The 25,936-nt window shown below is 68.1% G+C and carries 23 protein-coding genes; 12 read left to right on the top strand and 11 right to left on the bottom strand.

Annotated elements, in window-relative coordinates; all coding sequences use genetic code 11:
• Positions 1–242: 242 nt before the first annotated feature.
• Positions 243–917, bottom strand: a complete 675-nt coding sequence (locus tag BWQ92_RS13535) for a GntR family transcriptional regulator (RefSeq protein ID WP_076800242.1) — start codon at positions 915–917, stop codon at positions 243–245.
• Between the two features lie 104 nt (positions 918–1,021).
• On the opposite strand from BWQ92_RS13535, the gene BWQ92_RS13530 reads away from it, so the two are divergent.
• The 4 genes from BWQ92_RS13530 (at position 1,022) to BWQ92_RS13515 (ending at position 5,806) form a co-directional block, all read left to right on the top strand.
• Positions 1,022–1,780, top strand: coding sequence for a LamB/YcsF family protein (locus BWQ92_RS13530; protein ID WP_076800240.1), 759 nt, complete (start codon positions 1,022–1,024; stop codon positions 1,778–1,780).
• Position 1,781: 1 nt separating this feature from the next.
• Entirely contained in the window at positions 1,782–3,530 is a 1,749-nt protein-coding gene (locus BWQ92_RS13525) for a 5-oxoprolinase/urea amidolyase family protein (protein WP_236782956.1), read from the top strand.
• Positions 3,530–5,290, top strand: a complete 1,761-nt coding sequence (locus tag BWQ92_RS13520; protein ID WP_076800238.1) for an acetyl/propionyl/methylcrotonyl-CoA carboxylase subunit alpha — start codon at positions 3,530–3,532, stop codon at positions 5,288–5,290. The genes BWQ92_RS13525 and BWQ92_RS13520 overlap by 1 nt, the downstream gene beginning before the upstream one ends.
• Positions 5,291–5,623: 333 nt before the next feature.
• Entirely contained in the window at positions 5,624–5,806 is a 183-nt protein-coding gene (locus BWQ92_RS13515) for a hypothetical protein (protein WP_076800236.1), read from the top strand.
• A gap of 102 nt (positions 5,807–5,908) precedes the next feature.
• Here BWQ92_RS13515 and BWQ92_RS13510 read toward each other — a convergent pair whose 3' ends face one another.
• From BWQ92_RS13510 to BWQ92_RS13465, 10 genes are all read right to left on the bottom strand, one after another.
• Entirely contained in the window at positions 5,909–6,406 is a 498-nt protein-coding gene (locus tag BWQ92_RS13510; RefSeq protein WP_076800234.1) for an SRPBCC family protein, read from the bottom strand.
• A 13-nt stretch (positions 6,407–6,419) separates the two neighbouring features.
• Positions 6,420–6,773 (bottom strand): ArsR/SmtB family transcription factor, encoded by a 354-nt coding sequence (locus BWQ92_RS13505; RefSeq protein ID WP_076800232.1) that lies wholly within the window; start codon positions 6,771–6,773, stop codon positions 6,420–6,422.
• Between the two features lie 33 nt (positions 6,774–6,806).
• Positions 6,807–8,597, bottom strand: coding sequence for an FAD-dependent oxidoreductase (locus tag BWQ92_RS13500; protein ID WP_076800230.1), 1,791 nt, complete (start codon positions 8,595–8,597; stop codon positions 6,807–6,809).
• A 20-nt stretch (positions 8,598–8,617) separates the two neighbouring features.
• Positions 8,618–9,481, bottom strand: a complete 864-nt coding sequence (locus BWQ92_RS13495) for an aldo/keto reductase (protein ID WP_076800228.1) — start codon at positions 9,479–9,481, stop codon at positions 8,618–8,620.
• A complete protein-coding gene (locus tag BWQ92_RS13490) occupies positions 9,478–10,341 on the bottom strand; it encodes a sugar phosphate isomerase/epimerase family protein (protein ID WP_076800226.1) in 864 nt (287 codons plus the stop codon). The genes BWQ92_RS13495 and BWQ92_RS13490 overlap by 4 nt, the downstream gene beginning before the upstream one ends.
• Positions 10,338–12,428 carry an oxidoreductase gene (locus BWQ92_RS13485; protein WP_076800224.1) on the bottom strand — a complete coding sequence of 697 codons (2,091 nt, stop codon included), beginning with the start codon at positions 12,426–12,428 and terminating at the stop codon, positions 10,338–10,340. Before BWQ92_RS13485 ends, BWQ92_RS13490 begins: the two co-directional genes overlap by 4 nt.
• 3 nt (positions 12,429–12,431) lie before the next feature.
• Positions 12,432–13,595 (bottom strand): Gfo/Idh/MocA family protein, encoded by a 1,164-nt coding sequence (locus BWQ92_RS13480; RefSeq protein ID WP_076800222.1) that lies wholly within the window; start codon positions 13,593–13,595, stop codon positions 12,432–12,434.
• Positions 13,596–13,640: 45 nt separating this feature from the next.
• Entirely contained in the window at positions 13,641–15,011 is a 1,371-nt protein-coding gene (locus BWQ92_RS13475; protein WP_076800220.1) for an MFS transporter, read from the bottom strand.
• A gap of 195 nt (positions 15,012–15,206) precedes the next feature.
• Positions 15,207–16,004: an IclR family transcriptional regulator gene (locus BWQ92_RS13470; RefSeq protein WP_076800218.1), complete on the bottom strand. Its 798-nt coding sequence runs from the start codon at positions 16,002–16,004 to the stop codon at positions 15,207–15,209.
• A complete protein-coding gene (locus BWQ92_RS13465; protein ID WP_076800216.1) occupies positions 16,004–16,789 on the bottom strand; it encodes an IclR family transcriptional regulator domain-containing protein in 786 nt (261 codons plus the stop codon). Before BWQ92_RS13465 ends, BWQ92_RS13470 begins: the two co-directional genes overlap by 1 nt.
• A 205-nt stretch (positions 16,790–16,994) precedes the next feature.
• On the opposite strand from BWQ92_RS13465, the gene BWQ92_RS13460 reads away from it, so the two are divergent.
• The 8 genes from BWQ92_RS13460 to manD all read left to right on the top strand — a co-directional run bounded on the left by BWQ92_RS13460 (position 16,995) and on the right by manD (position 25,936).
• A complete protein-coding gene (locus BWQ92_RS13460) occupies positions 16,995–18,323 on the top strand; it encodes an MFS transporter (RefSeq protein ID WP_076800214.1) in 1,329 nt (442 codons plus the stop codon).
• A gap of 118 nt (positions 18,324–18,441) precedes the next feature.
• Positions 18,442–19,338 carry a LysR family transcriptional regulator gene (locus tag BWQ92_RS13455; protein ID WP_076800212.1) on the top strand — a complete coding sequence of 299 codons (897 nt, stop codon included), beginning with the start codon at positions 18,442–18,444 and terminating at the stop codon, positions 19,336–19,338.
• A gap of 159 nt (positions 19,339–19,497) precedes the next feature.
• Complete coding sequence (locus tag BWQ92_RS13450; protein WP_076800211.1) at positions 19,498–19,806, top strand: YciI family protein; 309 nt, start codon at positions 19,498–19,500, stop codon at positions 19,804–19,806.
• Between the two features lie 9 nt (positions 19,807–19,815).
• Positions 19,816–20,901, top strand: coding sequence for an alcohol dehydrogenase catalytic domain-containing protein (locus tag BWQ92_RS13445; RefSeq protein ID WP_076800208.1), 1,086 nt, complete (start codon positions 19,816–19,818; stop codon positions 20,899–20,901).
• Positions 20,898–22,562: an FAD-dependent oxidoreductase gene (locus BWQ92_RS13440; protein WP_076800206.1), complete on the top strand. Its 1,665-nt coding sequence runs from the start codon at positions 20,898–20,900 to the stop codon at positions 22,560–22,562. The genes BWQ92_RS13445 and BWQ92_RS13440 overlap by 4 nt, the downstream gene beginning before the upstream one ends.
• Before the next feature lie 187 nt (positions 22,563–22,749).
• Positions 22,750–23,739, top strand: coding sequence for a LacI family DNA-binding transcriptional regulator (locus BWQ92_RS13435; protein ID WP_076800204.1), 990 nt, complete (start codon positions 22,750–22,752; stop codon positions 23,737–23,739).
• Positions 23,740–23,741: 2 nt separating this feature from the next.
• On the top strand, positions 23,742–24,722 hold the full coding sequence (locus BWQ92_RS13430) for a 2-hydroxyacid dehydrogenase (RefSeq protein ID WP_076800202.1): 981 nt from the start codon (positions 23,742–23,744) through the stop codon (positions 24,720–24,722).
• Complete coding sequence (manD, locus tag BWQ92_RS13425) at positions 24,719–25,936, top strand: D-mannonate dehydratase ManD (RefSeq protein WP_076800200.1); 1,218 nt, start codon at positions 24,719–24,721, stop codon at positions 25,934–25,936. The genes BWQ92_RS13430 and manD overlap by 4 nt, the downstream gene beginning before the upstream one ends.

Below are 25,936 nucleotides of genomic sequence, written 5' to 3'. Positions count from 1 at the left end.
TGGGTGGCGGCTTCCCCCGGACAGCCGCCGATAGCGGAGCGTTCTGTTGGATTGTGGAAATGTAGAACAATCCGGAACTTGTTGAACAATGTACGCGACCCAGATCACATGGTCAAGGGTTCACACGGTCAAGGATTTAAAGCGCGAACGGACACTTGTGGCCCTTGGAAAGCAGTTCCCAAGGGCCACAAGTGTCCGTTCGCGCTGTACTTAATTCGCGCTGTACCTAGGACGAGCTGTGACTAGGACGAGTGGACGGCGGTCTGGTGCTCCTCGGACCGGTCCAGGTAGGCCAGGAGGCGCTCGGCGGCGCGCTCGTATTCTCCCGCCTCCAATGCCTTGCAGATCTGCTCGTTGTCCGCCAGGTAGTCCTGGTAGAAGCCGCCGTCGATGGAGGCCTTGTGGAAGAACAGCCGCATCTCGGCCAGCACCTGCGACATGATGGTGTTCAGGCGTTCGCTGCCGGCCATGGCCACGAGGGCGCCGTGGAAATGCTGGTTGGCGCTGCCCAGCCCTTCACTGTCCCCGGCCTCGGCCGCGCGCTTACCTTCCTCCACGGCGGCACGCACTGCGGCAATACTCTCGGCGCTTCCGCCGCCGCGGACGGCGCTGACCTCGATGGCCCGGCGGACGGCATAGACGTCGTGGATGTCGCTGGCGTCAAGGCTCGCCACGAAGACGCCCCGGTTGGGCTGGCGGACCACCAGCCGCTCGCTGGCCAGTTCGGCAAATGCTTCGCGCACGGTGTTGCGGGAGACCCCGAGCTCTTCGGACAGCGCCTCTTCCTTCAGCTTGGTCCCCGGCGGAAGCGCACCTTCCGCGATCTGGAGCCGGAGCTCACTCGCCACACGGGTGGCCACCGACGGCACAGCCACGCGCAGCCGGGAGACGCCTGGGCTCGGGTTCACTGTGGCCATACACCGAATCTACACGAATCCACCACAATTGGATTGTTGAATTGTTGAACATTTCTGCCGGAGGGTGCATCCTTGTGTTAGGACGAGTTGAGATGAGGGTCACAATGCACGCAATAGATTTGAACAGCGACGTCGGTGAATCGTTCGGGCGATGGAGCCTGGGAGACGACGCAGCCATGATGGCCTCCGTGTCGAGCGCCAATGTAGCCTGCGGATTCCACGCCGGCGATCCCAGCGTCATCAGAACCACCTGCGAGGCGGCCGCCAAGGCCGGCGTGGTGGTCGGCGCCCACGTGGGCTACCGCGACCTGGCCGGATTCGGCCGCAGGTACATGGAGGTGGACCCGCGCGAGCTGGCCGACGACGTCGTCTACCAGATCGGTGCGCTGCAGGCCCTGGCAGCGACGGCCGGCACCCGGGTCCGCTACGTCAAGCCGCATGGCGGCCTCTACAACGCGATCGTCCACAACACCGCTCAGGCGGGCGCCGTGGTGGACGCGGTGAAGTCCGTGGATCCGGAACTGCCCATCCTTGGCCTGCCCGGCTCAGAAGTCCTGCGCCTCGCGGAGGCCGCAGGGCTCCGGGCCGTCACCGAAGCCTTCGCGGACCGCGCCTACAACCCGGATGGCACGCTGACGTCCCGCTCCCAGCCCGGTTCCGTGCTCGAAGACCCGGACATGGTTGCGGCCCGCGTCCTGCAGATGACCACCGGGGAGGCCATCCGTGCCATCGACGGTTCCAGCCTGAAAATTGACGCCGAATCGGTGTGCGTCCACGGGGACTCCCCGGGCGCGGTGGCCATGGCTGTGGCCGTGAAGCGCGCGCTGGACGGCGCCGGAATCAACATCAGGGCCTTCGCCTAGCATGAAGCGGCGGATTCAGGACCCGATGGCGAACGCCAACGTTGCAACCAGCCCGGGCAGGGTGCGCTCGGTGCGGCCGGTGGGAACGCGCACCGTCCTTGCCGAGGTTTCCGGCACCCAGGAAGTGGTCGCCCTCCAGGCCGCGCTCCTCGAGGCTCCGCTGCCGGGGCAGCAGGACGTCCTGGCCGCCGCCGAAACCGTCATGGTCAGGGCGGAATCACCCGCGGCTGCCCGGCGGATCGGGCAGGCCCTCCTGGAGCTGGACCTCACGGCGCCGGCGGAGCAGGCCGGCGGACTGGTGGTCATTGACACCGTGTACGACGGCGAGGATCTCGCCGAAGTGGGGACGCTCACCGGCCTCGGTGCCGACGGCGTGGTCGCGGCCCATACCGGCCAGGTCTGGACCGTCGCCTTCGCGGGCTTCGCGCCGGGCTTCGGTTACATGGTGGGTGAGAACCAGGTCTTGGAAGTTCCGCGCCGGAGTTCCCCGCGCACCGCTGTTCCGGCAGGATCGGTGGCGCTCGCCGGAAACTACTCTGCCGTCTACCCGCGCAAGTCGCCGGGAGGGTGGCAGCTCATTGGCCGCACCGGAGCCAGGATGTGGGACCTCGACCGCCCCGAGCCCGCCCTGGCCAGCCCCGGTCACCGGGTTCAGTTCCGCGCCGTCCGCGACGTGGTCCGGATGGCGCCTGAAGCCTCGGCGGACAACGGCGCAACCGACAGCAAGCAGGCCAACAGCACACAGTCAGCCCCGGCAACCACGCACGGCCTCCGTGTCCTGTCGCCCGGGCTCCACAGCCTCATCGAGGACCTGGGCCGGCAGGGGCATTCGGCCCTTGGTGTCTCCGCTGCCGGCGCCCTGGACCGGGCCTCGCTCCGGCGGGCAAACCGCATTGTGGGGAACGCGCCGTCGGCCGCCGCCATAGAGACCGTCTCCGGCGGGCTCAGGCTGCAGGCCGTTGGTGACCAGGTCATGGCCGTCACGGGGGCGCCGTCGGCACTCACCGTTGTGACGCCGTCGGACTCCCCCGGCAAGACGGAAACCGCAGATGCGACGGACACCCGAGCAGGGGCGCGTCAGCGCACCGTTCCCATGGCTGCGCCGTTCGCCCTCCTCGACGGCGAAATCCTGACCATCGGCGTGCCCGAGGCGGGCTTCCGCAGCTATATCGCTGTCCGCGGGGGTGTGGACGTGAAGCCGGAGCTGGGCAGCCGCTCCACCGACACGATGTCCGGCATCGGACCGCAGCCGCTGGCGCCCGGCCAACTGCTGCCCTCCGGGGGCGAATCCGAATCCGGCGTCGTGGGCAGCCCGGAACTCCAGCCCGACTATCCGCAAGGCGGCGTCACCGTGCTGGACATTGTCCCGGGACCGCGGGCGGACTGGTTCGACCAGGCCGCGATCGACTCCCTGTGCGGCCAGGACTGGACGGTCAAGCCGGAGTCCAACCGCGTGGGCATGAGACTGCAGGGAACACCCCTGCAGCGCAGCCGCACCGGCGAGCTGCCCAGCGAGGGGACCGTGGCGGGTGCCATCCAGATGCCGCCGGAGGGCCTGCCGGTCCTCTTCCTTGCCGACCATCCCATCACCGGCGGCTACCCCGTGATCGGCGTGGTGGTGGACCACCAGCTGGACCTCGCCGCCCAGGTCCCGATCGGCGGCAGCATCCGCTTCCGCATCGCCCCCGAATCGGCCGCCGCCCCGGCCGGCCCCTCCGACGAAATTTCCGAACGAAAAGCGAGTAACTGATGCACAAGGTCCTCATTGCCAACCGCGGTGAAATCGCCGTCCGCATCGCCCGGGCGTGCGACGACGCGCAGTTGGCCTCCGTGGCCGTGTATGCCGACATCGACGCGGACGCCCTGCACGTTGCCGCCGCCGACGAGGCCTTCAGCCTTGGCGGAAACTCGCCGGCGGACACCTATCTGAACATTGGGAAGCTGCTCGGCGCGGCTGCCGCTGCCGGGGCGGATGCGGTCCATCCCGGATACGGTTTCCTGTCGGAGAACGCGGATTTTGCGCAGGCGGTGCTGGACGCCGGGCTCGCATGGATCGGGCCGTCGCCGGAGGCCATCCGCCAGCTCGGCAACAAGATCACCGCCCGCGAGATCGCCGTCCGCGCCGGCGCCCCGCTCGTGGCTGGCAGTGACGGGCCGGTCGGATCCGCCGCGGAGGCGCACGCCTTCGCCGAAGAGCACGGGCTCCCGATCGCCATCAAGGCAGCGTTCGGCGGCGGCGGCCGCGGCCTGAAGGTGGTCCGGAACATGGACGAGGTCGAGGAGGCCTTCGATTCAGCCGTCCGCGAGGCGGTGGCCGCGTTCGGCCGCGGTGAATGCTTCGTGGAGCGGTACCTGGACAGGCCCCGCCACGTGGAGGCGCAGGTGCTGGCCGACACGCACGGCAACGTCATCGTCGTCGGAACCCGGGACTGCTCCCTCCAGCGGCGCCACCAGAAGCTGGTGGAGGAGGCCCCGGCGCCGTTCCTCACCGAGGATCAGCGGGCCCGGATTTACGACGCCGCCAAGGCAGTCTGCCGGGAAGCCGGCTACTCGGGCGCGGGGACGGTGGAGTTCCTGGTCGCCGCCGACGGCACCGTCGCCTTCCTTGAGGTGAACACACGGCTGCAGGTGGAACACCCCATCACCGAGGAAACCACGGGCATCGACCTGGTCCAGGAACAGTTCCGCATCGCCGCCGGGGAACGGCTCCGCTTCACCGAGGATCCCGCACCGCGTGGCCATGCCTTCGAATTCAGGATCAACGCCGAGGACGTGGGGCGCGGCTTCCTGCCCTCCCCCGGCACCGTCACCGGATTCACCGCACCCACCGGCCCCGGCATCCGGCTGGACACCGGAGTCCGCTCCGGCTCTTTCGTGGCACCGCAGTTCGACTCGCTGCTGGCCAAGCTGATTGTCACCGGAGCCGACCGCCAGCAGGCGCTGCGGCGGGCCCGCCGTGCCCTCGCCGAACTCAGCATCACCGGGGTGGCCACCGTCCTGCCGTTCCACCGGGCCGTAGTGGAGGCCCCGGACTTCGTTTCGGAGGCCGCCCTGAATGTGCATACCCGCTGGATCGAGACCGACTTCGCGGACAGCATTCCGGCCGATCCCGACTTCAGCCCCACCGGACCCGAAGGCCGGCGCCGCACCATCACCGTGGACGTGGACGGACGCCGGCTCGCCGTCGGCCTTCCTGCCGACCTGCTGGACGGCTGGGCACGCTCAGGGCAGGGACTTCCCGGCGGTGTTGCGGCTGTTCACGCCGGCGGAGGCCCGTCCGACGGCGGTTCCTCCGACCCTGCCGAGCTCCGCGCCGCCATGAGCGGCACCGTGGTGAAGTGGCTCGTGGAGCCGGGAACCGAGGTGGCCGAAGGCGACCCGGTGGTGGTGCTGGAGGCGATGAAGATGGAGACCAGCGTCCCCGCGCACCGGGGCGGCATTCTGTCCGGCATCGCCGCCGGAGCAGGCGAGGTGGTCACCGCCGGGTCAGTCCTGGCGGTCATCGGCTGAGCGCGAACGTACACTTGTGGCCCTTGGCAAGCGCTTGCTGAGGGCCCCGAGTGTACGTTCGCGCGTAATGGGGTGTGGCTAACCTCACCCGCCCTTCGGGGTCAAATCGGTTGAAATGCCCTTCCGCGCCTGTGCATCATGGAGTGAGACCGAGTAGGAATACGCTTTCCGATTCGGACTTGCTGAGAAGTTCAAACACAACAAAATCCTGGTGGACGCAATGAGGCCAAACCGGTGAGCTCGTCGAGCTGCCTTAGGCCTCCGAGCGTTCCTGGGCTGTCCTGTTCCGCGGCATCGCATAGGCGCCTTGCCCAGACACGAAAGCACTGAGAGATGACCTTTGACAACGCTGAATCAATGACGATCAAGATCTGGGACCGCTCCGCTGTGGACCACACCCTGGAGTCGCTGGTGCACGATTTTTCGAGCCGGGCGAACGCCCACAAGAATGACGTGGCCGTCCACCTCACCGGTCCGAACACCTTCACGCTCAGCCTGAACACGGCTGCGCTGTAACCAGCACCAATCCAACGCAAGAGGACGACGGCGGGAACCTCCCGCCGTCGTCCTCTTGCTTTTTGCCCTTTGGCCGGCAGCCCGTCCCGGCCAGGGCATCAGCTAGGCGACGGAGTGCTCGGCCAGGAGGGCATCAATCTGCCCGGCGGCCTCCTTCATGCCTTCCTCCATGCCCATTTCCATCATCTCGTTCATCTGCTCTTCGGACTCGAACACGGACCGGACCGTCATCCGGGTCCGGCCGCCGATATCCTCGAGCGTGACGGTGGCGTGGGAGGCGCCCATGGCCTCCACCGGGGCGCCGTTGTCGTCGGCAAACCCGTCGTCGAATTCGAGCCGGTGCGGTGCCTGGATGTCGGTGATGCGCCACCAGCCGTGGGGCTTCTCGCCTTCCGGGCCGGTCATGTAATAGGAGGCCTCTCCGCCGGGAGTGAATTCGTAGCGGCTGAATGTGGCGGGGTAGGTGGGCGGGCCCCACCAGCGCTCGAGCTTCCGCGGGTCTTCCCAGATCTGCCAGACGCGCTTCACATCGGCGTCGAACTCTGCCACGAGGGTGAAACTGAGTTCCTCGGGATTCTTGCTGGTGCTGATAACCGTCATTGCCGGACCCTTCCTATTCTTCAGTGCGGATGCCCGCTTCTTCAGTGAGGATGTCTGCGATCCGGGCGACGCGCTGCCGCCAGATCGCCTCGTACTCGTCAAGCAGGCGGCGGGCTTTCTCCAGGCCATCGTGGTTGCCCCGCACGATCTGCTCCCTTCCGCGCTTTTCCTTCGTGACGAGGGACGCGCGTTCCAACACCGCCACATGCTTTTGAACGGCGGCAAAACTCATGGCGTAGAGGGCCGCCAGACCGGTCACCGAGTAGTCACCCACCGTCACCCGGCGCATGATGTCCCGCCGGGTGGTGTCCGCGAGCGCCTGAAAAAGGCGGTCAAGTTCGGCATCACTAAGCTGATCTACAACCATTTGGTTGTAGGATATGGCCGCCCGCCGCGGGTGTCAATGGGTCTGGAGAGCATCCGCCTCGGCGACTGCCTCCGCGGGTCTGGTCCCGTCGTCCTCGTACTCCACCACGCCAGCCAGATCGCGGCCTGCAACATACCCGAACGCGAGCGCCGGCCCCAGGTTGATGCCGCCGGCCGGATAGTGCCCGCCCATCACGCTGGCCTGGTCGCTGCCGGCGACGTACAGGCCCGGGACCGGCCGGCCGTCGTCGTCCAGGGCGCGGGAGCGGCCGTCCACATCCAGGCCGGCGAAGGTGCCGAAGCTCCCGGGCACGATGCGCACGGCGTAGAACGGGCCCTTCCCGATGGGGCCGAGCGAGGGGTTCGGCTTCACCGCAGCATCGCCGCCGTACCGGTTGAACGCCGTGGCACCCCGGCCAAAGTCCGGGTCCTCGCCAAGGGCCGCATGGCGGTTGAACCGCTCCACCGTCTCTTTCAATCCGGCAGGATCGATGCCGCATTTTGCGGCCAGTTCCTCGATGGTGCGGCCCTTCCTGAGGTAGCCGGAGCGCAGATAGGGGAAGAGCGGCACGGGCAGCGGCTTGGCCATGCCCAGCGGGAAGCGCCGCACAAAGCGGGCATCGGCGATCTGCCAGGCCTCCGCCTGCTCCCCCGCCGGCGTGGCCTCGAGCATTGCCGCCACGTAGTCGTAGTACCCGTTGGCCTCATTGACGAACCGCTTCCCGTTGCGCAGGACGCCGATGCTGCCAGGCTTGGCGCGGTCCATGATGTGCGGGAACGTGCCGGTCCGGCCGCTGCGGTACGGCACCAGCGACACCGGGCACCACGCAGCGGCGGATTTCACGTCGGTCCTGAATCGGGCACCCACCGACTGGCCCAGGCTGATTCCGTCGCCGTTGGCCTCCGCAGGGGCCAAGGTCCAGTGTTCGTGCCCGGAAGGCGCGTGCGGGAACAGCGCCTTCCGGCGCTCTACGTCGCGCGGGAAGCCTCCGGCGGCCAGGACAACTCCACGTGAGGCGTTGATCCGCAACTCCCCTTCTGGAGTTTCGACGACGGCGCCCGCCACTTTGCCTGCCGCGTCGGTCAGGAGGCGGCGGGCAGGCGTGGAGACGCGGATGTCGACACCGAGCTGGTCCGCCGACTGCAGCAGCCTGCCGGTGAGTGCCGTGCCGTTGACCAGCTGCATGTTGCGCCGGTGCGTCAGCAGATCCACGAGGTGCAGGCCAAAACGCCGGCCCGCATGGAGGATCCCTTGCGGATTGCCCCGGGAAGCGGACAGGAACTTGCCCAGGTCCTGCCCTGCCATGATGCCCATTCCCAGGAACGAGGTTTCATACAGCTGGTGCCGCAGCTTGGCGCGTACCTCCGGCCGGATCCGCCGGGCGTTCAGGGGCTTGGGCCCCACGGAGCGGTGACCGGTCCCGGCGCCGGGGAGCCCGCCGTAGATGTCGTTGATGTTGGCGCCGGGAACGAACTGCAGCGCCGTCTTGTCGTGAAAGAAGCCCACCATGTGCGGCACGGCTTCCAGGAATGCGTCCACCCTGTCCGCCTGGTAGTCGGGTCCCAGGACACCGCGCAGATAGGTCCGGAACGCCTCCTTGTCCTCGCTAACGCCGGCGGCCTTGGCCAACGGATTGCCGGGCGCCCAAGCCCAGCCGCCTGACCACGCCGTGGCACCGCCGCACACGTCCGCCTTTTCCACCACCACAACCCTTAGCCCGTGGTAGGCGGCCGTCACGGCGGCGGCCAGTCCGCCCGCGCCGGAGCCCACCACCAGCACGTCGCAGCTCAGCGAAAGGGTTGTTGCATCAATCGGGGAAGTCATCTTTTACTCCAGTGGTACTTTCAGTGTCCGAATTCGTCTGAGTCCAGCCGCGGCGGCGCTCCGGTGTTCAGGGCGTCGATGGCTGCCATTTCCGGGGTGGTGAGGGCAAAGCCGAAGACGTCGAGGTTTTCGCGCTGCCGCCCGTCGTCGGCGGATTTGGGGATGGCCACCCTGCCGGACTGGACCTGCCAGCGGAGCACCACCTGCGCCGGCGTCTTGCCATATTCCCCGGCCGGGCCCATGACGGCAGGGTCGGAAAGGAATCCGCCGCCGCGGCCCAGCGGGCTGTAGGCGGCGGTCGCAATGCCATGCTCCGCATGGAAGGCCAGTTGATCCGACTGCTGGTGTTCAGGATCAACCTGCACCTGGTTGAGCGGAACGTCCAGGCCTGCCGCCTGCAGCTCCCGAAGGTGGGCAGGCTTGAAGTTGGATACGCCCCAGCACCGGATCAGTCCCTCCTCTGCAAGCCGGGTGAGCCCTTCCGCCGCTTCGACAAACCGGCCCTGGGCAGGATTCGGCCAGTGGATGAGGAAGAGGTCCAGGTACTCGGTGCCGATCCGCCGGGCTGCTGCACCGAAGGCCTCGCGCACACCGGCCTTGCTGTGCCAGTGCCGGTTGAACTTGGTGGTGAGGAACAGGTCCCCGCGGTCAATGCCGCTGCGGCGGATCCCCTCCCCCACGGCCTCCTCGTTGCCGTAATTCTCCGCGGTATCGATGTGCCGGTATCCGTTGGCGATGGCGCGGTCCACGGCACTGGCCGCGTCTTCGCCGGTCATGGGCCAGGTGCCCAGTCCTATGAGCGGAATGACGACGCCGGGTGCCAGTTCCGCCGTCGTTCCTGTTTCCGCCGTGGTTGCGGTTGCTTCTGCTGCTGTTTCCCTCATGCTTTTACCGCTTTCGCTGCTGCTGACGCTCTCTCTGTAGACACCGGCGCGAGGACGGCGAGCGCCGCTTCCCTCAGCCGCCGCGCCCAGCCCAGCTCCCCCAGCCGTGCCACCGTGCTGTCAGACGGCGCCTCGACACTCACCGGGACGTCCGCGGGAAAGAGGTGCACCAGGGCGGCGAGGTCAAAGCCGCCTTCGCCGGGCACACCGCGTTCCGAGCGCGATTCCGCCACCAGCGCCGCACGGTCGGCCGGACCCTGTGCCGGTCCGTCGCACAGCTGCAGCAGCGGCACCAGATCCAGGTTCTCTTCAAGGTCCTGCCATTGCTGCGAGCCCGGGACCGCACCGAAGCGGTTCAGGTGCAGCGCGTCCACCACAATGCTGCAGCCGGCGGCGCGGGCAAGGACCACAGCGGCGGGGATCGAGTTCACCGCCTGATAAGAGATCGGCTCGAGGGTGGGCACGATTCCGTGGTTCCGGCCGTCCTCCGCCATCTGGGCCAGCGTGTCCGCCAGGCGGGCGGTGTCCGGGTCTGACGCGGCCACGGTCAGGGACGCGGCACCGAGCGCCTGCCCGGCTTCCATCATCGCCAGCCACGAGCCACGCTGGTCGGTGCCGTCCAGCAGCAGGAACTCGATGTCGCGGACGGTGACCCCGGTGTCGGCCATCCGGGCCAGCGTCTCCTTCAGCATCGGCGATCCCGGCTGCAGGTCGTAGGGCCGCTCGGTGGGCGTGACGGCGCGGACGCGGGCGCCGATGAAGTCGAAGCCGGCCTCTGCGGCGATGGCCACGAGCTGCGGCGGGGCGGTGTTGAGGAGGGAGAGCTGGGCCAGGCCCAGCAGGCGGCCAGGTGCGCTCATGATGCTGCTCCGTTCATGCTGAGTTCGCTGTCTGTGGGAATGCCGGGACGGTCAGGTTCTGCACCGCCCGCGGCTTCGGCGGCGAGGGCTGCGGCGATGCGCTGCGCGGCGTCATGGCCGCTCTTCACGGCGTTGGACGCAATGGCAGGGGCCGGGTCCGCCACGGTTCCGGCGAACACCACCGGCACGCCGGCAGCCCGGGTCAGGTCCGCCTCGCGGTCAGCCACCGGGATGGAAGCGTCCAGCGGCAGCACCGAGCGGGACACCAGGAGGCTTCCCGGCGCGTCCAGCCACTCGTCGGCTCCGGACCCGTCCCGTGCCGGTCCCGAGATCCGGATCCGGCCGCCGTCGTATTCCTCGATCGTGGCACCCAGCCGGATCCGGACCCGGGGATTCTGTTCGAGCCGTGGAACGGCAAGGATCTTCGCCCGCCGTCCGGATTCCGGTGCCAGGACGTGTTGCGGCCCCACCAGCAGCACCGCGGTGCCGCGGTCCGCGAGGGTATCCGCCAGGCTCATGGCCACGGAGTCGGCGCCCCAGATGGTCACAGCTTCCGGAACATCGCCTGACTCATTCACTTCCGGATGGTCCGCCAGCCAGTCCCGCACGTCCATAACTCCCGGCAGGTCGGCGCCCGGAAAGTCTGCCCCGGGACGGGTCCCGCCTGTGGCCAGGACGACGGCGTCGGCTCCGGTTTCCCGGGCCAGCGCCCCTGCGTCGCGGGTATTGATACGGCAGCCCAGCCGCAGCTCGATACCCAGCCGGTCATTCTCGGCGGCGGCCCAGTCGGTGAACCGGTGGAAATCCGGCGTCGATTTCATCTGTTCCGCAAGGGCGAACTGCCCGCCCGGCCGGGCGCCGTCGTCGAACACGGTGACCCGCGCACCTGCCAGGGCAAGTTCCCGGGCGGCCGTAAGTCCCGCCGGTCCGGCACCCACCACGGTGATCCGGGCTCCCGGACGCACGGCCGGCGTGGGAAGCGGCACCCGCGAGCGCCCGACGGCAGGGTTGACGGTGCAGGTAACCTGCCCCTGGCCGAGGGTGTCGATGCAGACGTTGCAGGCGATGCAGGGACGGTAAACCTCACCCCGCAGGACGCCGCCTGCAAAGCCGGGGTCGGCGTGTATGGCCCGGGCCAGGCTGACGAAGTCACAGACGCCATCGCCGAGGACCTCCTCGATGACGGCCGGAGTGTTCAGCCGCCCGGCCATGCCGAGGGGAAGCCCGAACCGGCGATAGGCCGCTGCGTAGTCGCGCAGCAGCCCGGGCTCCCATTCACCGGGCTGCACGATCCATTCGCCGGCGTCGTAGCTGCCGGCGGACAGGTCCAGGAAGTCCAGCTGCTCCAGGTGCGCCTTGGCCATGATGGCTACCTGGAACTCTGCGCTGATGCCGTCCGCCGGGCCCTCCAGGACGGAGACCCGCATGCCGATGATGGCATCCGGCGCGGCATCGCGGACGGCGTCGATGACCAGGTTGAGGAAGTGCTCGGGCGCGGCAAACTCGTCGGTGCGGTGGTTGGAGATCGGCGACATGAACTGGTGGATCAGGTAGCCGTGGGCGCCGTGGATGTTGATGACGTCGAAGCCCGCGGCCACCGCCCGGCGGGCGGCCGCGGCGTAAGAGGCCACCAGCTCATGGCATTCGCTGGTGGTCAGCTCCCGGGGAACCTCCCCTCCGGCCACCTCGCACGGCACCGGGGACGGCGCCACGTTTTTGTGCCCGGACACCGCTGTTTGGGCGGTCCGGCCGCCGTGGTTAAGTTCGACGGCGGCCAGCGCACCTTCCGCGTGCAGCGCACCGGTGAGACGGCGCAGCCCGGGAATCACCGCGTCGGTGTGCAGGCCCAGCTGGTGTGTGCGGCCTTTGCCGTCGGCCCGGACGTACGTGGCTTCAGTCGTGACCAGCCCCAGGCCGGCCCTGGCCCGGGTGACGAGGTAGTCGATGTACTGCTCGGTGATGTGACCGTCGGCGGTGCCGTAGTTGCGTTCCATCGGCGCGGAGGCGAGCCGGTTGCGGAGTGTCCGCGGCGTGCGGCCGTTCCGGCCGAGGGTGAGCGGGCGGGCGGCGTGGCGAGTGTTGTTCATGGCTCAGCCTGCAGCTTCCGCCGGGACCCGGGTGCCGCTTGAAACCTCGACGTCGGCGGGCAGCTGGACTCTCGCCGGAGCTTCGGCATCAGCGAAGCGGACCGGGAGCCCGGTGCGTGCGGATTCGTAGACCGCCAGCAGGATCCGCAGCGACTTCAGGGCATCCTTGCCGGTGATGGCGGGTGCGGTGCCTGCCTCCAGCGCCTGCACGAAGTCCCGGACCTGGCTGGTGTGGTGCGGAATCAACTGGCCATTGATGGTGGACAGGTCCACGTTGGGCTCCACGCCCTCGGGGTGGACAGGCTCCACGGTGATCTTCTCCCCCACGGCCCACAGGTCCAGCCGGCCGTCGCTGCCCTCGGGGAATTCAGTGAGCGATGCCGAGGCACCTGTTTCACCGGTGATCCGGAGCTGGATCCCCAGGTTGGGGGACACCGCCGTCGACGCTTCCAGCGTTGCCATGGCGCCGGAGGTGAAGGTGATGACGGCCGTGGCGGAGTCCTCCACCTCGATGTAGTCGCCGTGCCGGTAGGTGTTGACCTTTCCGTAGACCTCCGCGACGTCGCCGAGGTACCACTGCAGCAGGTCGATCTGGTGGATGGCCTGCGTCATGAGGACGCCGCCGCCGTCGTTCTTCCAGGTGCCGCGCCACGCGTCGCGGGAATAGTATTCCGGCGCGCGGTGCAGCATCACGGAACACTGGGCCAGCAGCGGCCGGCCCAGCGTCCCGTCGTCGATCGCCGAGCGGATCCGCTGCGCCGCCGGCCAGAAGCGGCGCTGGAACAGCGCGCCGAACTGCACGCCGGCGTCCTCGCAGGCAGCCACCATGCGCTCGGCCGGCTCCAGCCGCGTGGCGATGGGCTTTTCGCACAGCACATGTACCCCTGCTGCCGCGGCCTTGAGCACCACCTCCTCGTGGGTGGGGTGGGGCGTGCCCACCGAGAGGATGTCCAGGCCCAGCGCCAGGAGCTCGTCCACGGTGTTCAGCGCGTTCGGCACGTCCCAGGCACGGGCGGTGGCGCGTGCCCGGTCCGGGTCGATGTCGCACACACCCACCACCTGGACGTTATCCAGGGCGGCGAAGGCCTCGAGGTGGTTGCGGGAGATGGCGCCGCAGCCCACGATTCCGGCTCTGTACGTTCGGCGGGCGGTTGCTGGCGGGGTCATGGTTCCAACTTTCTTTCTGGAGGGGAAGGGACGGGGAACGGGGAATCAGGCGGACATCCGGCGCTGGCGCGGCAGGCCGAGTTCCTCGAGCGGCGTTCTGTGGGTTTCGCGGGCCGTGGCGATGGCGATCGCGGACACCGCCAGGCAGGCCACCGTGAAGGCTGCCACCGGGACCCAGCCTCCGGGTCCGGGCTGGGCCAGGAGGGTGGCAATGGCGGGGGCGAAGCCGGTCAGGATCAGGCCCACCTGGCTGCCGATGGCCATCCCGGAGTAGCGGACCGGCGCCGGGAACATCTCAGGGAAAAAGACCGTCCAGACGCCGTTCCAGCAGGAGTAGAAAACGGACATGTTCAGGATCCCGAAGGCGAAGATCAGGGGGATGTTGTGCTCACTGATGGCCCAGAAGTACCCGAACGAGGTGACGGCGCAGCCGAGGGCACCCACCAGCAGCACCTTCTTGCGGCCGAAGCGGTCCGAGATGATGCCGGCCAGCGGGATGGTGAACATGGACAGGCCGATGGTGACTGCGTTGACCGTGAGCATCAGGGTCCGGTCCAGCCCGATGCCCTTGCCGGTGGCGTAGGCCAGGGCGTAGACGGTGAACGTGGTCTGCATGACGGAGAACAGCATCACCAGGGCCACCCGCAGGACATCGCGCCACTGGGTTTTCAGCACCTCAGCCGCCGGAATGCCCTTGGGCTTCTTCGCCTCCACGGTCTCTTCGAACACAGGCGGCTCCTCCAGCCTGGTGCGGATCCAGTAGGCAACCAGCAGCACGACGGCGGACAGCCAGAACGGGACCCGCCAGCCCCAGCCCAGCAACTGCTCCTCCGGGAGGGCGGCCAGCGGGATGAACACCACAGTGGAGAGCACCATGCCGGAGGCGTAGCCGGTCATCACAAAGCTGGTGAAGAAGCCGCGGCGTCCTTCCGGGGAGTGCTCCATGGTCAGGGTGGAGGCCCCCGCGGCCTCGGCACCGGCGGAGAATCCCTGGGCCAGCCTGCCCACCAGCAGGAGGGCCGTGGCCCAGTAACCGATCTGGCCGTAAGTGGGCAGGAAGCCGATGCCGATGGAGGCCACGCCCATGATCACCAGCGTGATCATCAGTGCCTGCTTGCGGCCGATCTTGTCCCCGAAGTGGCTCATGATGACCCCGCCCAGCGGCCGGGCCAGGTAGCCGACGCCGAATGTGGCCATGGCACCGAGCAGGGCAACCACAGGATCTCCGCCGGGGAAGAAGATCTTCGGGAACACCAGCGCCGCGGCAGTGCCGTAGATGAAGAAGTCGTAGTACTCCAGCGTGGATCCCAGGAAGGAAGCCAGGGCGGCCTTCCGCGGGGTCTTTGCCGGGAGGCTTTCCGCGCGTTCCAGGACGGCGGTCTCCCCGGCGGGGGTTGGGGGTTGGACGTGTCCCATAGGTTTCTCCTCATTGAGTTTCCAGGGCGGCCCCGCCGAAATCAGGGGGCCGGAAGTGTTGGCCTGCACCGTGTCCGGTGCCTGTGGCTCTGGGGAAAAACACTAGGAGCAGGGAAAAGCATCGCGGCGCCATTTCCCGTTCAATGGGATGGCAGCTGGGAAGCTGCCGTCCGGCCAGGAGCTCAGAGCCTCAGGTCAGGCACCTTGGAGCCAGGGCCGTGTGCCGTAGGGCCGCCGTTCGGCGCCCATGGTCCGGGACAGGCCGCGCCCCGCGGCCACCAGCACAGGAAGGACCACCTTGGGATCCTCGTCCGCCGTCGGAATTACGACGGCGATCGCCCCGATCACGCTGTTGCCCTCACCAAAGACGGGGACGGCGTAGGCGGTGTTTTCTTCCACCAGCACGCCCGCCATGCGCACGTAGCCGCGCTCCCGGATCAGGGCGAGCTGGGCGCGCAGGCGGGCGGGGTCGGTCTCTGTGGCGGCGGTGGATTTCTCCAGCGGACCCGCCAGGAACCGTTCCTGCACGTCACGCGGCATATGCGCCATCATGGCCATCCCGGAGGACGTGTTGTGGATCAGGAGCCGGCCGGCCACTGCAGCGAGATTGGTGACGGTGCCGTGCCGGTCCAGCTGCTCCAGGTACAGCACGGTGCCGGAATCGACGTCGGGAATGGAGAGTGAGACCTGTTCCCGGACAGCGGCGTGTACCCCTTCCAGGAACGGCAGGCCCCGCCGCCGGAATTCCTCAAGGGGATTACTGCGGGACGCAAGTTCCCACATCTTCATACCGACGCCGTAGTCACCGGCGTCGCTGCGGTTCAGCAGCCCGCTGTCCACCAGGTCGTTGGCCAGCCGGTGGGCGGTGCTGCTGGACATGCCCGTGGCGCGGACCAGTTCGCTCAGCGACATCCGCGGACGGCCCTTCGAAAAGGCATCGAGGATCTTCACCACCCGCTGAATGACGGATTCGCCGGAGGGCGAGTTGGCCATCAGGCCCCCCGCAGCCCGGCCGCGTCCCCGCCATAATCCAGGCCGATCTGCCGGGCAGCCTCCTGCAGGCGCGGCACCACCGACTTTTCGATGTCGTCGGCCGGCGAACGGTGGGTCTGGAGGGAGACGTTGACGGCCGCTACCATGTCATGGCCGCGCCAGACCGGCACGGCCACGCCGCGCAGCCCCTCCTCCAGTTCCTGCGACACCATGGACCAGCCCCTGGCTCTGGCGCGTTCAATCTCCGTGCGCAGCTGGTCCGGGCTCGCGATCGAGTGCTCGGTCAGTTTCTGCAGCCGGACGTTTTCGAGGTAGGCCTGCAGCCCCTCCTCGGCCAGGCCGCCCAGCAGCACGCGCCCCATGGACGTCGCCCAGGCCGGGAACCTGGTTCCCACGGTGATGGTGACGCTGAGCAGCCGCGGCGAGGGCACGCACGCCACATACACGACATCGGCCCCGTCCAGCACGCAGAGCGAGGTGGTCTCGTTCAGCTCGGCGGCGAGGGATTTCAGGTGCCGGTCCGCGATGGCCGGAAGCTCGAGGTTGGCCAGGTACGACCGGCCGATGTCCAGCGAACGGGCCGTCAGCTCAAAGCGTGTCCCGTCCGTGCGCAGGTAGCCGAGGTCGGCGAGGGTGAGGAGGAACCGGCGGGCGGAAGCCCTGGTCATGTCCGCTGCGGCAGCCACCTGGGAGACCGTCAGCCGCGGGGAGTTCGGGGTGAACGCCAGGAGCACATCGAACGCCTTCTCCACCGATTTCACGAAGTAGGCCGGCTGTTCGTCCATGGGCTCCCTGCACTTCAAGCTGCGAACTGTTCCTGACCTACCAAGGATAAGGTCCGCCGCAAACGCGGAGGGCGGGCAAACAGAAGCGGATTGTGAGTCACTTCACTCTGCGCTATTCTTCTTCTAGTCGCATATCGTACGCTTGTTCGCGATACGCACAATTTGAAAATCCGGACCCCGTCTTTCAGTGCGGAAGGACCCTGCAATGACCGAGCTTGCCCCTAATGTCAGCACCGAGGCGCAGCAATACCAGCTGAAGCGTGCCAAAAAGGCCGCCCTCGCCGCCTTCCTCGGCGGCGCGCTGGAGTACTACGACTTCTTCATCTACGCCACCGCGGCATCACTGGTCTTCTCCAAGATCTTTTTCCCCGCAGGCGATGCAACTGTCGCCCTCATCGCCTCCTTTGCCACGTTCGGTGTTGCCTATGTGGCACGCCCCTTTGGCGCCATCGTCTTCGGCCACTTGGGGGACAAGATCGGCCGCAAAAACACGCTCGTACTGACCCTGGTGCTCATGGGTTCGGCAACATTCCTGATCGGCGTGCTCCCGGACTTCAACGCTGTCGGTTACTGGGCACCCGCCCTGCTGGTGGTCCTGCGCCTCATGCAGGGCCTGTCCGCCGGCGCGGAGACCGCAGGCGCCTCAGCCCTGTCCACCGAGGAGGCCCCGGAGGGCCGCCGCGGCTTCTTCGCCAGCTTCGCCATGAGCGGCATCTCCGCCGGCATCGTCCTCGCTTCCCTTGCCTTCCTGCCCGTGGCCGCGATGAGCGAGGCGGACCGCCTCGCCTGGGGCTGGCGCATTCCGTTCTGGCTCTCGCTGGTGGTGCTGGTCGTCGCCTACCTGGTCCGGCGTTCCCTCGAGGAGCCCGAGGTGTTCGAGGAAAAGCACGACCACGGCGAACTGGTCAAGCTTCCGTTCGCCAAGATGTTCAAGACGCACCCGGCGCAGTTCTTCCAGGTTGCCCTGATGTCCTTTGAGACCGTCACCAACACGTTCATGCAGTCCTTCGGCCTCGCCTACGCCGTGTCGGTCGGCGTACCGGCGTCCACCATGCTCTGGGTGAGCATCGTCGGCAACGTCATCGCCATCGCCAGCCAGCCGCTGATGGCTCACCTCTCGGACCGCTTCGGCCGGCGCCCGGTGTTCATCGCCGGCGTCCTGGGGTCCGGACTGATGATCTTCGTCTACTTCTCCGTCATCTCCACCGGCAACATCCCCATGATCTTCCTCGCCAGCACGGTGATCACCGCCGGCACGTACTCCATGTCCAACGCGATCTACCCGGCCTGGTTCTCCGAGCTGTTCAACGTCAAGGTCCGCTACTCGGGCATGGCCATCGGCCTGCAGGTCGGCATCCTCTGCGCCGGCTTCACCCCCCTGCTGGGCACTGCCTTGGTCGGCGCCGACAAGGCCAACTGGGGCCCTGCCGCCTGGATCGTCGCGGCATCCTCGCTGCTGGCCGTGGCCGGCGCGTACTGGGCCCGCGAAACCCACAAGACCCCGCTGCGGCAGCTGGGCAACCCGGTGCGCTAGCTTCCTTCTGGACGCACAGCAACCAAGCGCGAACAAGCAGATAATGCCCTCAGATTGCTAATTTGAGGGCATTATCTGCATATTCGGACCCGCCGCTGCGGGGCACAGGAGGAACTGCATGGAGCTTCGGCAAATCGAGGCCTTCCTTGCCGTGGCCGAGGAGCTGCACTTCGGCCGGGCAGCGCACCGCCTCCGAATGGCCCAGTCGCCGCTGAGCCAGACCATCAGGAAGCTTGAGAAGGAGCTCGGCTCGGAGCTGTTTGAGCGCAGCACCCGTTCTGTGGCGCTGACGACGGCGGGTGTCGCCTTTCTCCCCCACGCCCGCCGGGTCATGGACGAACTTGATCTCGCCCGGCGTTCCGCCGTCACCGAGCCCGGCACGTTCTACGGCCGGCTCAGCATCGGCTTCTCCGGCGCCCTGAACCACCGGACGCTTCCGCCGCTGACCAGGGCGCTCCGGCACCGCTACCCGGCCTTGGACCTCACGCTCACCGGCGGACTGCTGACCCAGGACGCGCTGCAGCAGCTCCGGAGCGGTTCACTGGACCTTGCCTTTGTCGGGCTGCCACTGGATGCGGCAGCCCTGGCCACCCGCACCATCGCCCTCGAACAGCTGGGCGCCACCGTGCCGGTGGACCACCCGCTGGCGGAGCGGCCGGCGATCGCGCTCGCCGAGCTTTCCGACGACGGTTTTGTCACTATGCGCGCCGCCCAGGGGTCCACGCTCCGCGAGGCCATCTTTGCCGCCTGCGCCGCATCCGGTTTCAGGCCGAGAGTGGCGCAGGAGGTCACCGATCCCTATACGGCGCTGTCGCTCGTTGCGGGCGGTGTCGGGGTGAGCCTGATGCCCGCCTCCGTCGCCACCATCATGCCCGGCGGAACCGTGTTCATTCCTCTGACGGGCACCACACCGCTGCTGGAATCGGGCCTGGCATGGAATCCGGCAGGCATCTCCCCCGCCCTGGCGGTGGCCCTGGCCGTCGCAGAGGAAGTCCTCCCCACACCTGCCGGCTGAGTCCCGCACCGGTCCCCCGGGCACCCCGCCCGGCCTCCCGCCGTCGTGCATTATGTGTTTTCCAAACATACTCATAGACCGAATAAGTGTTGGACGCGGCACAATCGTGGTGCCCACCATGGAGGGAACAACCGTCAGCTCAACGATGAGGACACACCCATGGGAACCTTCGCTGTTACCTACGCCTACTCCGCCGCCACGTCCCCGCGACGGGACGAACACCGGCCCCGCCACGTGGCATTCCTGCAGGAACAGTTCGACGACGGCAGGCTGGTGAAGAGCGGCCCCTTCGGGCCCGGGGAGGATCCGGGTGCGCTGCTGATCATCCAGGCGGACTCGAAGGCCGACGCCGAAGCATTGATGGACCAGGACCCGTTCTTCCGCCACGGACTTGTGGAGCACCGCAGCATCCGGCAGTGGAACATCGTCTTTGGTGCTGACGCCGCCGCCGGCGCCGCCGGGAACTAGGAGCGCGTCATGCTGATTGCCCGCACGGTCGCCAAGGAAACCATCCGGTACGAGGACGTTCCGGAGCCGGTCCTGGCACCCGGCCACGCCCTGGTCCGCGTCCACAACGTCACCCTGTGCGGCACCGACCTGCACATCTGGGAGGACGACTATCCCGCCGGGCTGCCCGTCATCCAAGGCCATGAGTTCGCCGGCATCGTCGAGGCCATCGGAACCAACGGCGCCGGCATCCGCACCGGTGACCGGGTCGCCGTCAGCCCGATGGTCTACTGCGGACAGTGCCGCCCGTGCCGCATGGGCCGGTTCAACGTCTGCGAGAACATCGGCTGCATTGGCTGCTACTCGGACGGAGCACTGGTGGAGCTGGTTAGCGTACCGGTGGAGAAGCTGTGCCTGGTCCCTGACGGCGTGGACCTGGATCTCGCGGCCTTGGCCGAGCCCGCGTCGATTGCGATGCAGGCCGTGAACCGGGGCCGGCCGTCGGCCGGGGAAACGGCGCTGGTGCTGGGCAGCGGTCCAATCGGGCTGCTCGCGGCGCTGTACCTGACGGACCTCGGTGTTCGGGTGGTTTGCGCCGATACCGAGCCGGACCGGCTGGAGCTGGCCGCCAAATTCGGTGCCGTGGACACGTTCCAGGTGGATCCCCGCACGGAGTTCCCGGGCGCGGCCCAGGCCGCCCGGCTGGACGCGCTGACGGATTTAGCCGGGCCGGAGCTGGTCATCGAGGCCACGGGTGTTCCGTCTTCGCTGGAGAACGCCGTGCGCCTGGTGGCGAGTGCCGGACGGGTCGTCCAGGTCGGAATCTCGGCGAGGATGGCGTCCATTCCCGTGAACGCCATCCCTTTCAAGGAGATCGACCTGTTGGGCAGCCGAAACAGCCTGAACCTCATTCCGGCGGGATTGGAACTGCTGGCCCGGCACCGGGACCAGGCCCGCGCGCTGGTGACGCACCGCTTTGGTTTCGACAGCCTGCAGCAGGCTTTCGAACTGATGCGCAGCCGCACCGAGCCGGTAGGCAAGATCGTGGTGGACATGCCCGCCTCGTCCGCTGCCTGCGAAACGGACACCCCCGCCTTCACGGGAGCCAAGGCATGAGCCGGGCGGCGAATACCCCGTTGCTCACCCCCGCCGGGAATGTCTCGGACACCTACGATGTGGTGGTCGCAGGGAGCGGCGCGGCCGGCCTGGTGGCGGCCATCCGGGCGGCCGACGCCGGGCTGGGGGTGCTCGTGGCCGAGAAGGCGGAGCTCCTCGGCGGAACCACCGCGGCCGGAGGCGGCGTGATGTGGGCTCCCAACAACCATCTGGGCCGCCGGGCCGGCTACGGGGACAGCCATGAGGACGGCGTTGCGTATCTCGCCGAAGCTGCGGGGCACGTGCTGAGCCACGAGGAGGTGGAGTGGTACGTCAGCACGGCGCCGCGCGCCGTCGCCTATCTCGACGCCGAAACCAGGGTTTCGCTGACGCCGATCGCCCGCCCGGACTACCACATGGAATGGCAAGGCGCGGCCGACGGCGGACGCAGCTTGGACAACGGCGCCTTCGACATGTCGGGGTACCCGGGCCTCGCGGAGGCGATCCGGCCGTCGTCGTATTTTCCGCTGCTGACCATGACTGAACGCGACCGGCTCAACGGCCGGGCGGCGGATCCGGAGCTGTTGGCACGGCGCGCCGCAACGGGCGTGCGGACCATGGGCGGCGCGCTGGTGGGTTCGCTGGTGGTGAGCGCCCTGGACCGCGGCGTGGAGATCGCGGTCTCTGCGCCGTTCGAAGATCTGGCCCGCGATGGGGACAGATGGGTCGTGACCCTCGGCGGTGCTGCATCGGGCAGAACGGTGTCCGCGGCCGCCGTCGTCCTCGCGTCCGGCGGTTTCGAGTGGAATCCGCGGCTCCGCCAGGCATTCCTGCCGTTTCCCGTGACGCCCATCAGCGCGCCGTCCAACCAGGGCGACGGCCTGGAACTGGGTCTGAAGGCGGGCGCCGCCGTGGCGGACATGACCGCAATCTGGGGAGTGCCGGTGATTTCCGAGGCATCTCACGAATATGACGGCGTGCGCTCCGGCCGGATGGGGAACGTGGAAATGACACTGCCTGGCTCGATCACTGTGAATGCTGCCGGGACGCGGTTTGTGAACGAGGCGCTGAACTACCACGATGCGTGCCGGGTGTTCGCCTCCGTCGACCCGCTGACCGGCCGCCAGCAGAACAACCCGGCATGGCTCGTCTTCGATGCGGCGTACCTGGCGAAGTATCCGGTGGCGGGATCCGCCGCCGGAGCCCCGGCGGGTTGGATCACAGCCGGGGGTTCGCTGGAGGAGCTGGCCGAAAAGGTCGGGATCGACCCCGCCGGGCTGGCGGCCACGGTGGCCCGGTTCAACGCGGACGCCTCGAATGGAGTGGACACGGAGTTCCACCGCGGCGCAACCCCGCAGGACCGGTTCCTGGGCGACGCCGCCAACACCCCCAACCCGTGCCTGGCCCCGCTCGCTTCCGCCCCGTTTTACGCCGTCCGGATTTCCGCCGGCGTGCTGGGAACCTCCGGCGGCCTGGACACCGACTTCTCCGGCCGGGTCCTCGACCGGCACCGGCAGCCGATCCCCGGACTCTACGCTGCCGGCAACGTCTCCGCCGGCGTCTTCCGCAACAACTACCCGGGAGGCGGGGCGACCCTCGGCTCCGCCGTCACCCGCGCCTTCACGGCCGGCGAGCACCTGGCGGAGATTTTGTCCACCTATCGCGACTTCGAGGCGCTTTAGCGGCCATTATCTGTACAAGAACTCCAAACAAAGGAAGGACGACGGCGGGACCTCCCGCCGTCGTCCTCTTGCGTTAACGCCGTCCCCCGCCGACCCTGTGATGCAACTCATGGAAAATGCTTGACAAGCTTGTACAAGTTTTTCCATACTTGAGGAGAAGGGTTTCAACGAAGCAACTGGAGGACCGATGGCGGCAAAACTTACGGACGTCGCAAAGCTCGCTGGCGTCTCGCTCGCCACAGCGTCACGGGCGTTCGGCGACCCCGGCCGGCTCGCCGCCGAAACACGGCAGAAGGTCATGGACGCCGCCGCCCAGCTCGGGTATGACGTCCCAGGCCTCAACGGCAGCCGAACCTTCGGCGTCGTCGTCCCGGACATCTCCAACGCCGTGTTCGCCGCACTCATCAAGGCGATCCAGGACCAGGCCTGGCACGGACGCCACCGCATGGTCCTGGCGGACACCGGCGAATCCTCAGCCCGCGAGCGCGACCACCTTGCAGCGTTTGCCACCGGTGTGGACGGCATCATCCTCTGCTCTCCGCGGCTCCCGTCGGAGCAGATCCACAACCTCGCCGGCAGCGCGCCCCTCGTGGTCATCAACGGCGAGGCGGACCAGGCCGCCCGGGTACTGATGGAGGCCGGCGAAGGGATCCGGCAGGCCGTCGAACACCTGCACGCCCTCGGCCACCGCAAGCTTGCCTACATCCCCGGCCCGGCCTCCTCGTGGGCCAACGGCCAGCGCCTTGCAGCCATCACGCGCCTCTGCGACGAATGGGGCATCGAACTGGTCACCGTGGGCAACCAGAACGCCACGGTCGACGGCGGCCTGGCCGCCGCCGCCTCGGTGGTCGCCAGCGGTGCCACGGCCGTCATCGCCTACAACGACCTCGTGGCGATCGGCATGCTCGCCGGTGCCCGGACTCTCGGCTACCACTGCCCCGAGGACATCAGTGTGGTGGGCATCGACGACCTCGATATCGCCGCGGCCGCCGAACCCGGCCTCACCTCCGTCCGCGTCCCCATCAGCCGAAGCGGCTCCCTCGCCCTCGAACTCCTCCTCGAGCAGATCGCCGGCAAGCCCACCGCCACCGAGGCGGTCCACCTCAACTCGCAGCTCATCGTGCGCGGCTCCACCTTCGCCGCCCGCAACGCCGACCAGACCCTCCAGGGAAAGTAACCATGAGAATCGTCATCGCAGACCCCAACCTGATGCCCCAGCGCGCCGTCTTCGAGGCGGCGCTGCCGGAAGGCACCATCACCTCCTGGCACGACAGCTGGAACGAGCACTCCGTGCTGACCGACCTCAAGGACGCCGACGTCTATGTCGGGCCCAAGTTCACCGCCGCCATGGGCGCGAAGGCAGGGAACCTCCGGCTGGTGCACGTGGGCGGTGCCGGCTATGACGGCATCGATGCGGACGCCCTGCCCGCCGGGGCCGTATGCGCCAACACCTTCCACCACGAAGGCTCCATCGCCGAACACATCGCCACCGTGCTCGTGGCCCTCCGCCGTAACCTGCTGGGCCAGGACGCCGCACTGCGCACCGGCGTGTGGTCCTCCTCGGTCTACTCCCCCGACATCCGCCAGCCCGAGACACTGCGCGGCGCGGTGGTCACCTTCCTCGGCTTCGGCCACATCGGCAGCGCCAGCTGGAAACTGCTCCAGGCCTTCGGCGCGGAAGGCATCGCCATCACCCGCAGCGGCTCCGTCAACGCCGGCGAGCACGGCCTGCGCTGGACCGGCGCCACGGATCGCCTGGGCGAGGCCCTCAGCGAATCCGACGTGCTCGTGGTCAGCATCCCGCTCGACGCCGGAACCACCTCACTGATCGGCGCGGCCGAACTGGACAACCTCGGCCCCGACGGCCAGCTCGTCAACGTGGCCCGCGGCCCCGTCGTCGACGAGACAGCACTTTACGAAGCCCTCAAGGACCGGCGGATCGCCGGCGCCGCCATCGACGTCTGGTACCAGTACCCGGGCACCGACGGCCGCGGCGAACCCTCGTCCCTGCCGTTCGGCCGGCTGGACAACGTCATCATGACCCCGCACTCCTCCGGCGTCACCGCCGAAACCTTCCGCGGCCGCGCCCGGGAGATCGCCGAAAACATCACCCGCCTGTCCGCGAACCAGCCACTGAAGAATGTAGTGATTTCCCGATGACCCGAAAAATCGTCGACGTCGACGTCCTCGTCACCAGTCCCAGCCGCAATTTTGTCACCCTGAAGATCACCACCGACGACGGGATTACCGGCTGGGGCGACGCCACCCTGAACGGCCGCGAACTGTCCGTGGCCAGCTACCTCCGCGACCACCTCGCCCCTGCCCTGCTGGGCCGGGACGCGGACCGGATCGAAGACACCTGGCAGTACTTTTACCGCGGCGCCTACTGGCGCCGCGGACCGGTGACCATGGCGGCCATCGGCGCAATCGACCTGGCACTGTGGGACATTAAGGGCAAAGCGCTGGACGTCCCCGTCTACCAGCTGCTGGGCGGCGCCGCCCGGGACAAGATCCTCACCTACACCCACGCCACCGGCTGGGACGTCCCGGAACTCCTCGACTCCGTGGACCGTCGCCGCGAGCAGGGCTTCCGCGCCGTACGCGCCCAATCCGGCGTGCCCGGGCTGGACAAGGTCTACGGCGTCACCAAGGGCGCCGCCAGCTACGAACCGGCAGGCCGCGGCGCCGGACCCGTCGAAGAGGACTGGGACACCTCCGCCTACCTCCGCCACGCCCCGAAGGTCCTGTCCGCCGTCCGCGAGCACGTGGGCCCGGACCTCAAGCTCCTCCACGACGTCCACCACCGGCTCAACCCCACCGAAGCCGCCCGGCTGGCCCGCTCACTCGAGGACGTTGACCTGTTCTGGCTCGAGGACGTCACCCCTGCAGAAAACCAGCGGCTCCTGCGCACGCTGCGGCAGCAGACCACCATCCCTCTGGCCATCGGCGAGGTCTTCAATACGGTTTGGGACTGCGAACACCTCATCACCGAACGCCTCATCGACTTCATCCGCACGGCCGTCGTCCATGCCGGAGGCATCTCGCACGTCCGCAAGATCCTCGCCCTCGCCGAGGTCTACCAGATCAAGGGCGCGCCGCACGGGCCTTCCGATGTCTCCCCGATCAACCTCTCTGCCTCGCTCCACCTCGGCCTGGCCACCAGCAACTTCGCCATCCAGGAATACATGGGCTACGACCCCCTGGTGTCCGAGGTCTTCCAGTCCAGCTTCCGCTTCGAGGACGGCTACCTCCACCCCGGCGACGAGCCCGGCCTCGGCGTGCACGTGGACGAGGACGCTGCCGCCCGGTTCCCCTACAAGCAGGCCTACCTGCCCATCGCCCGCGAGCTCGACGGCTCCATGAAGGACTGGTGA

The organism is Arthrobacter sp. QXT-31, assembly GCF_001969265.1.
Classification (GTDB): Bacteria; Actinomycetota; Actinomycetes; order Actinomycetales; family Micrococcaceae; genus Arthrobacter.
This window is presented reverse-complemented; position numbering and strand designations above follow the sequence as displayed.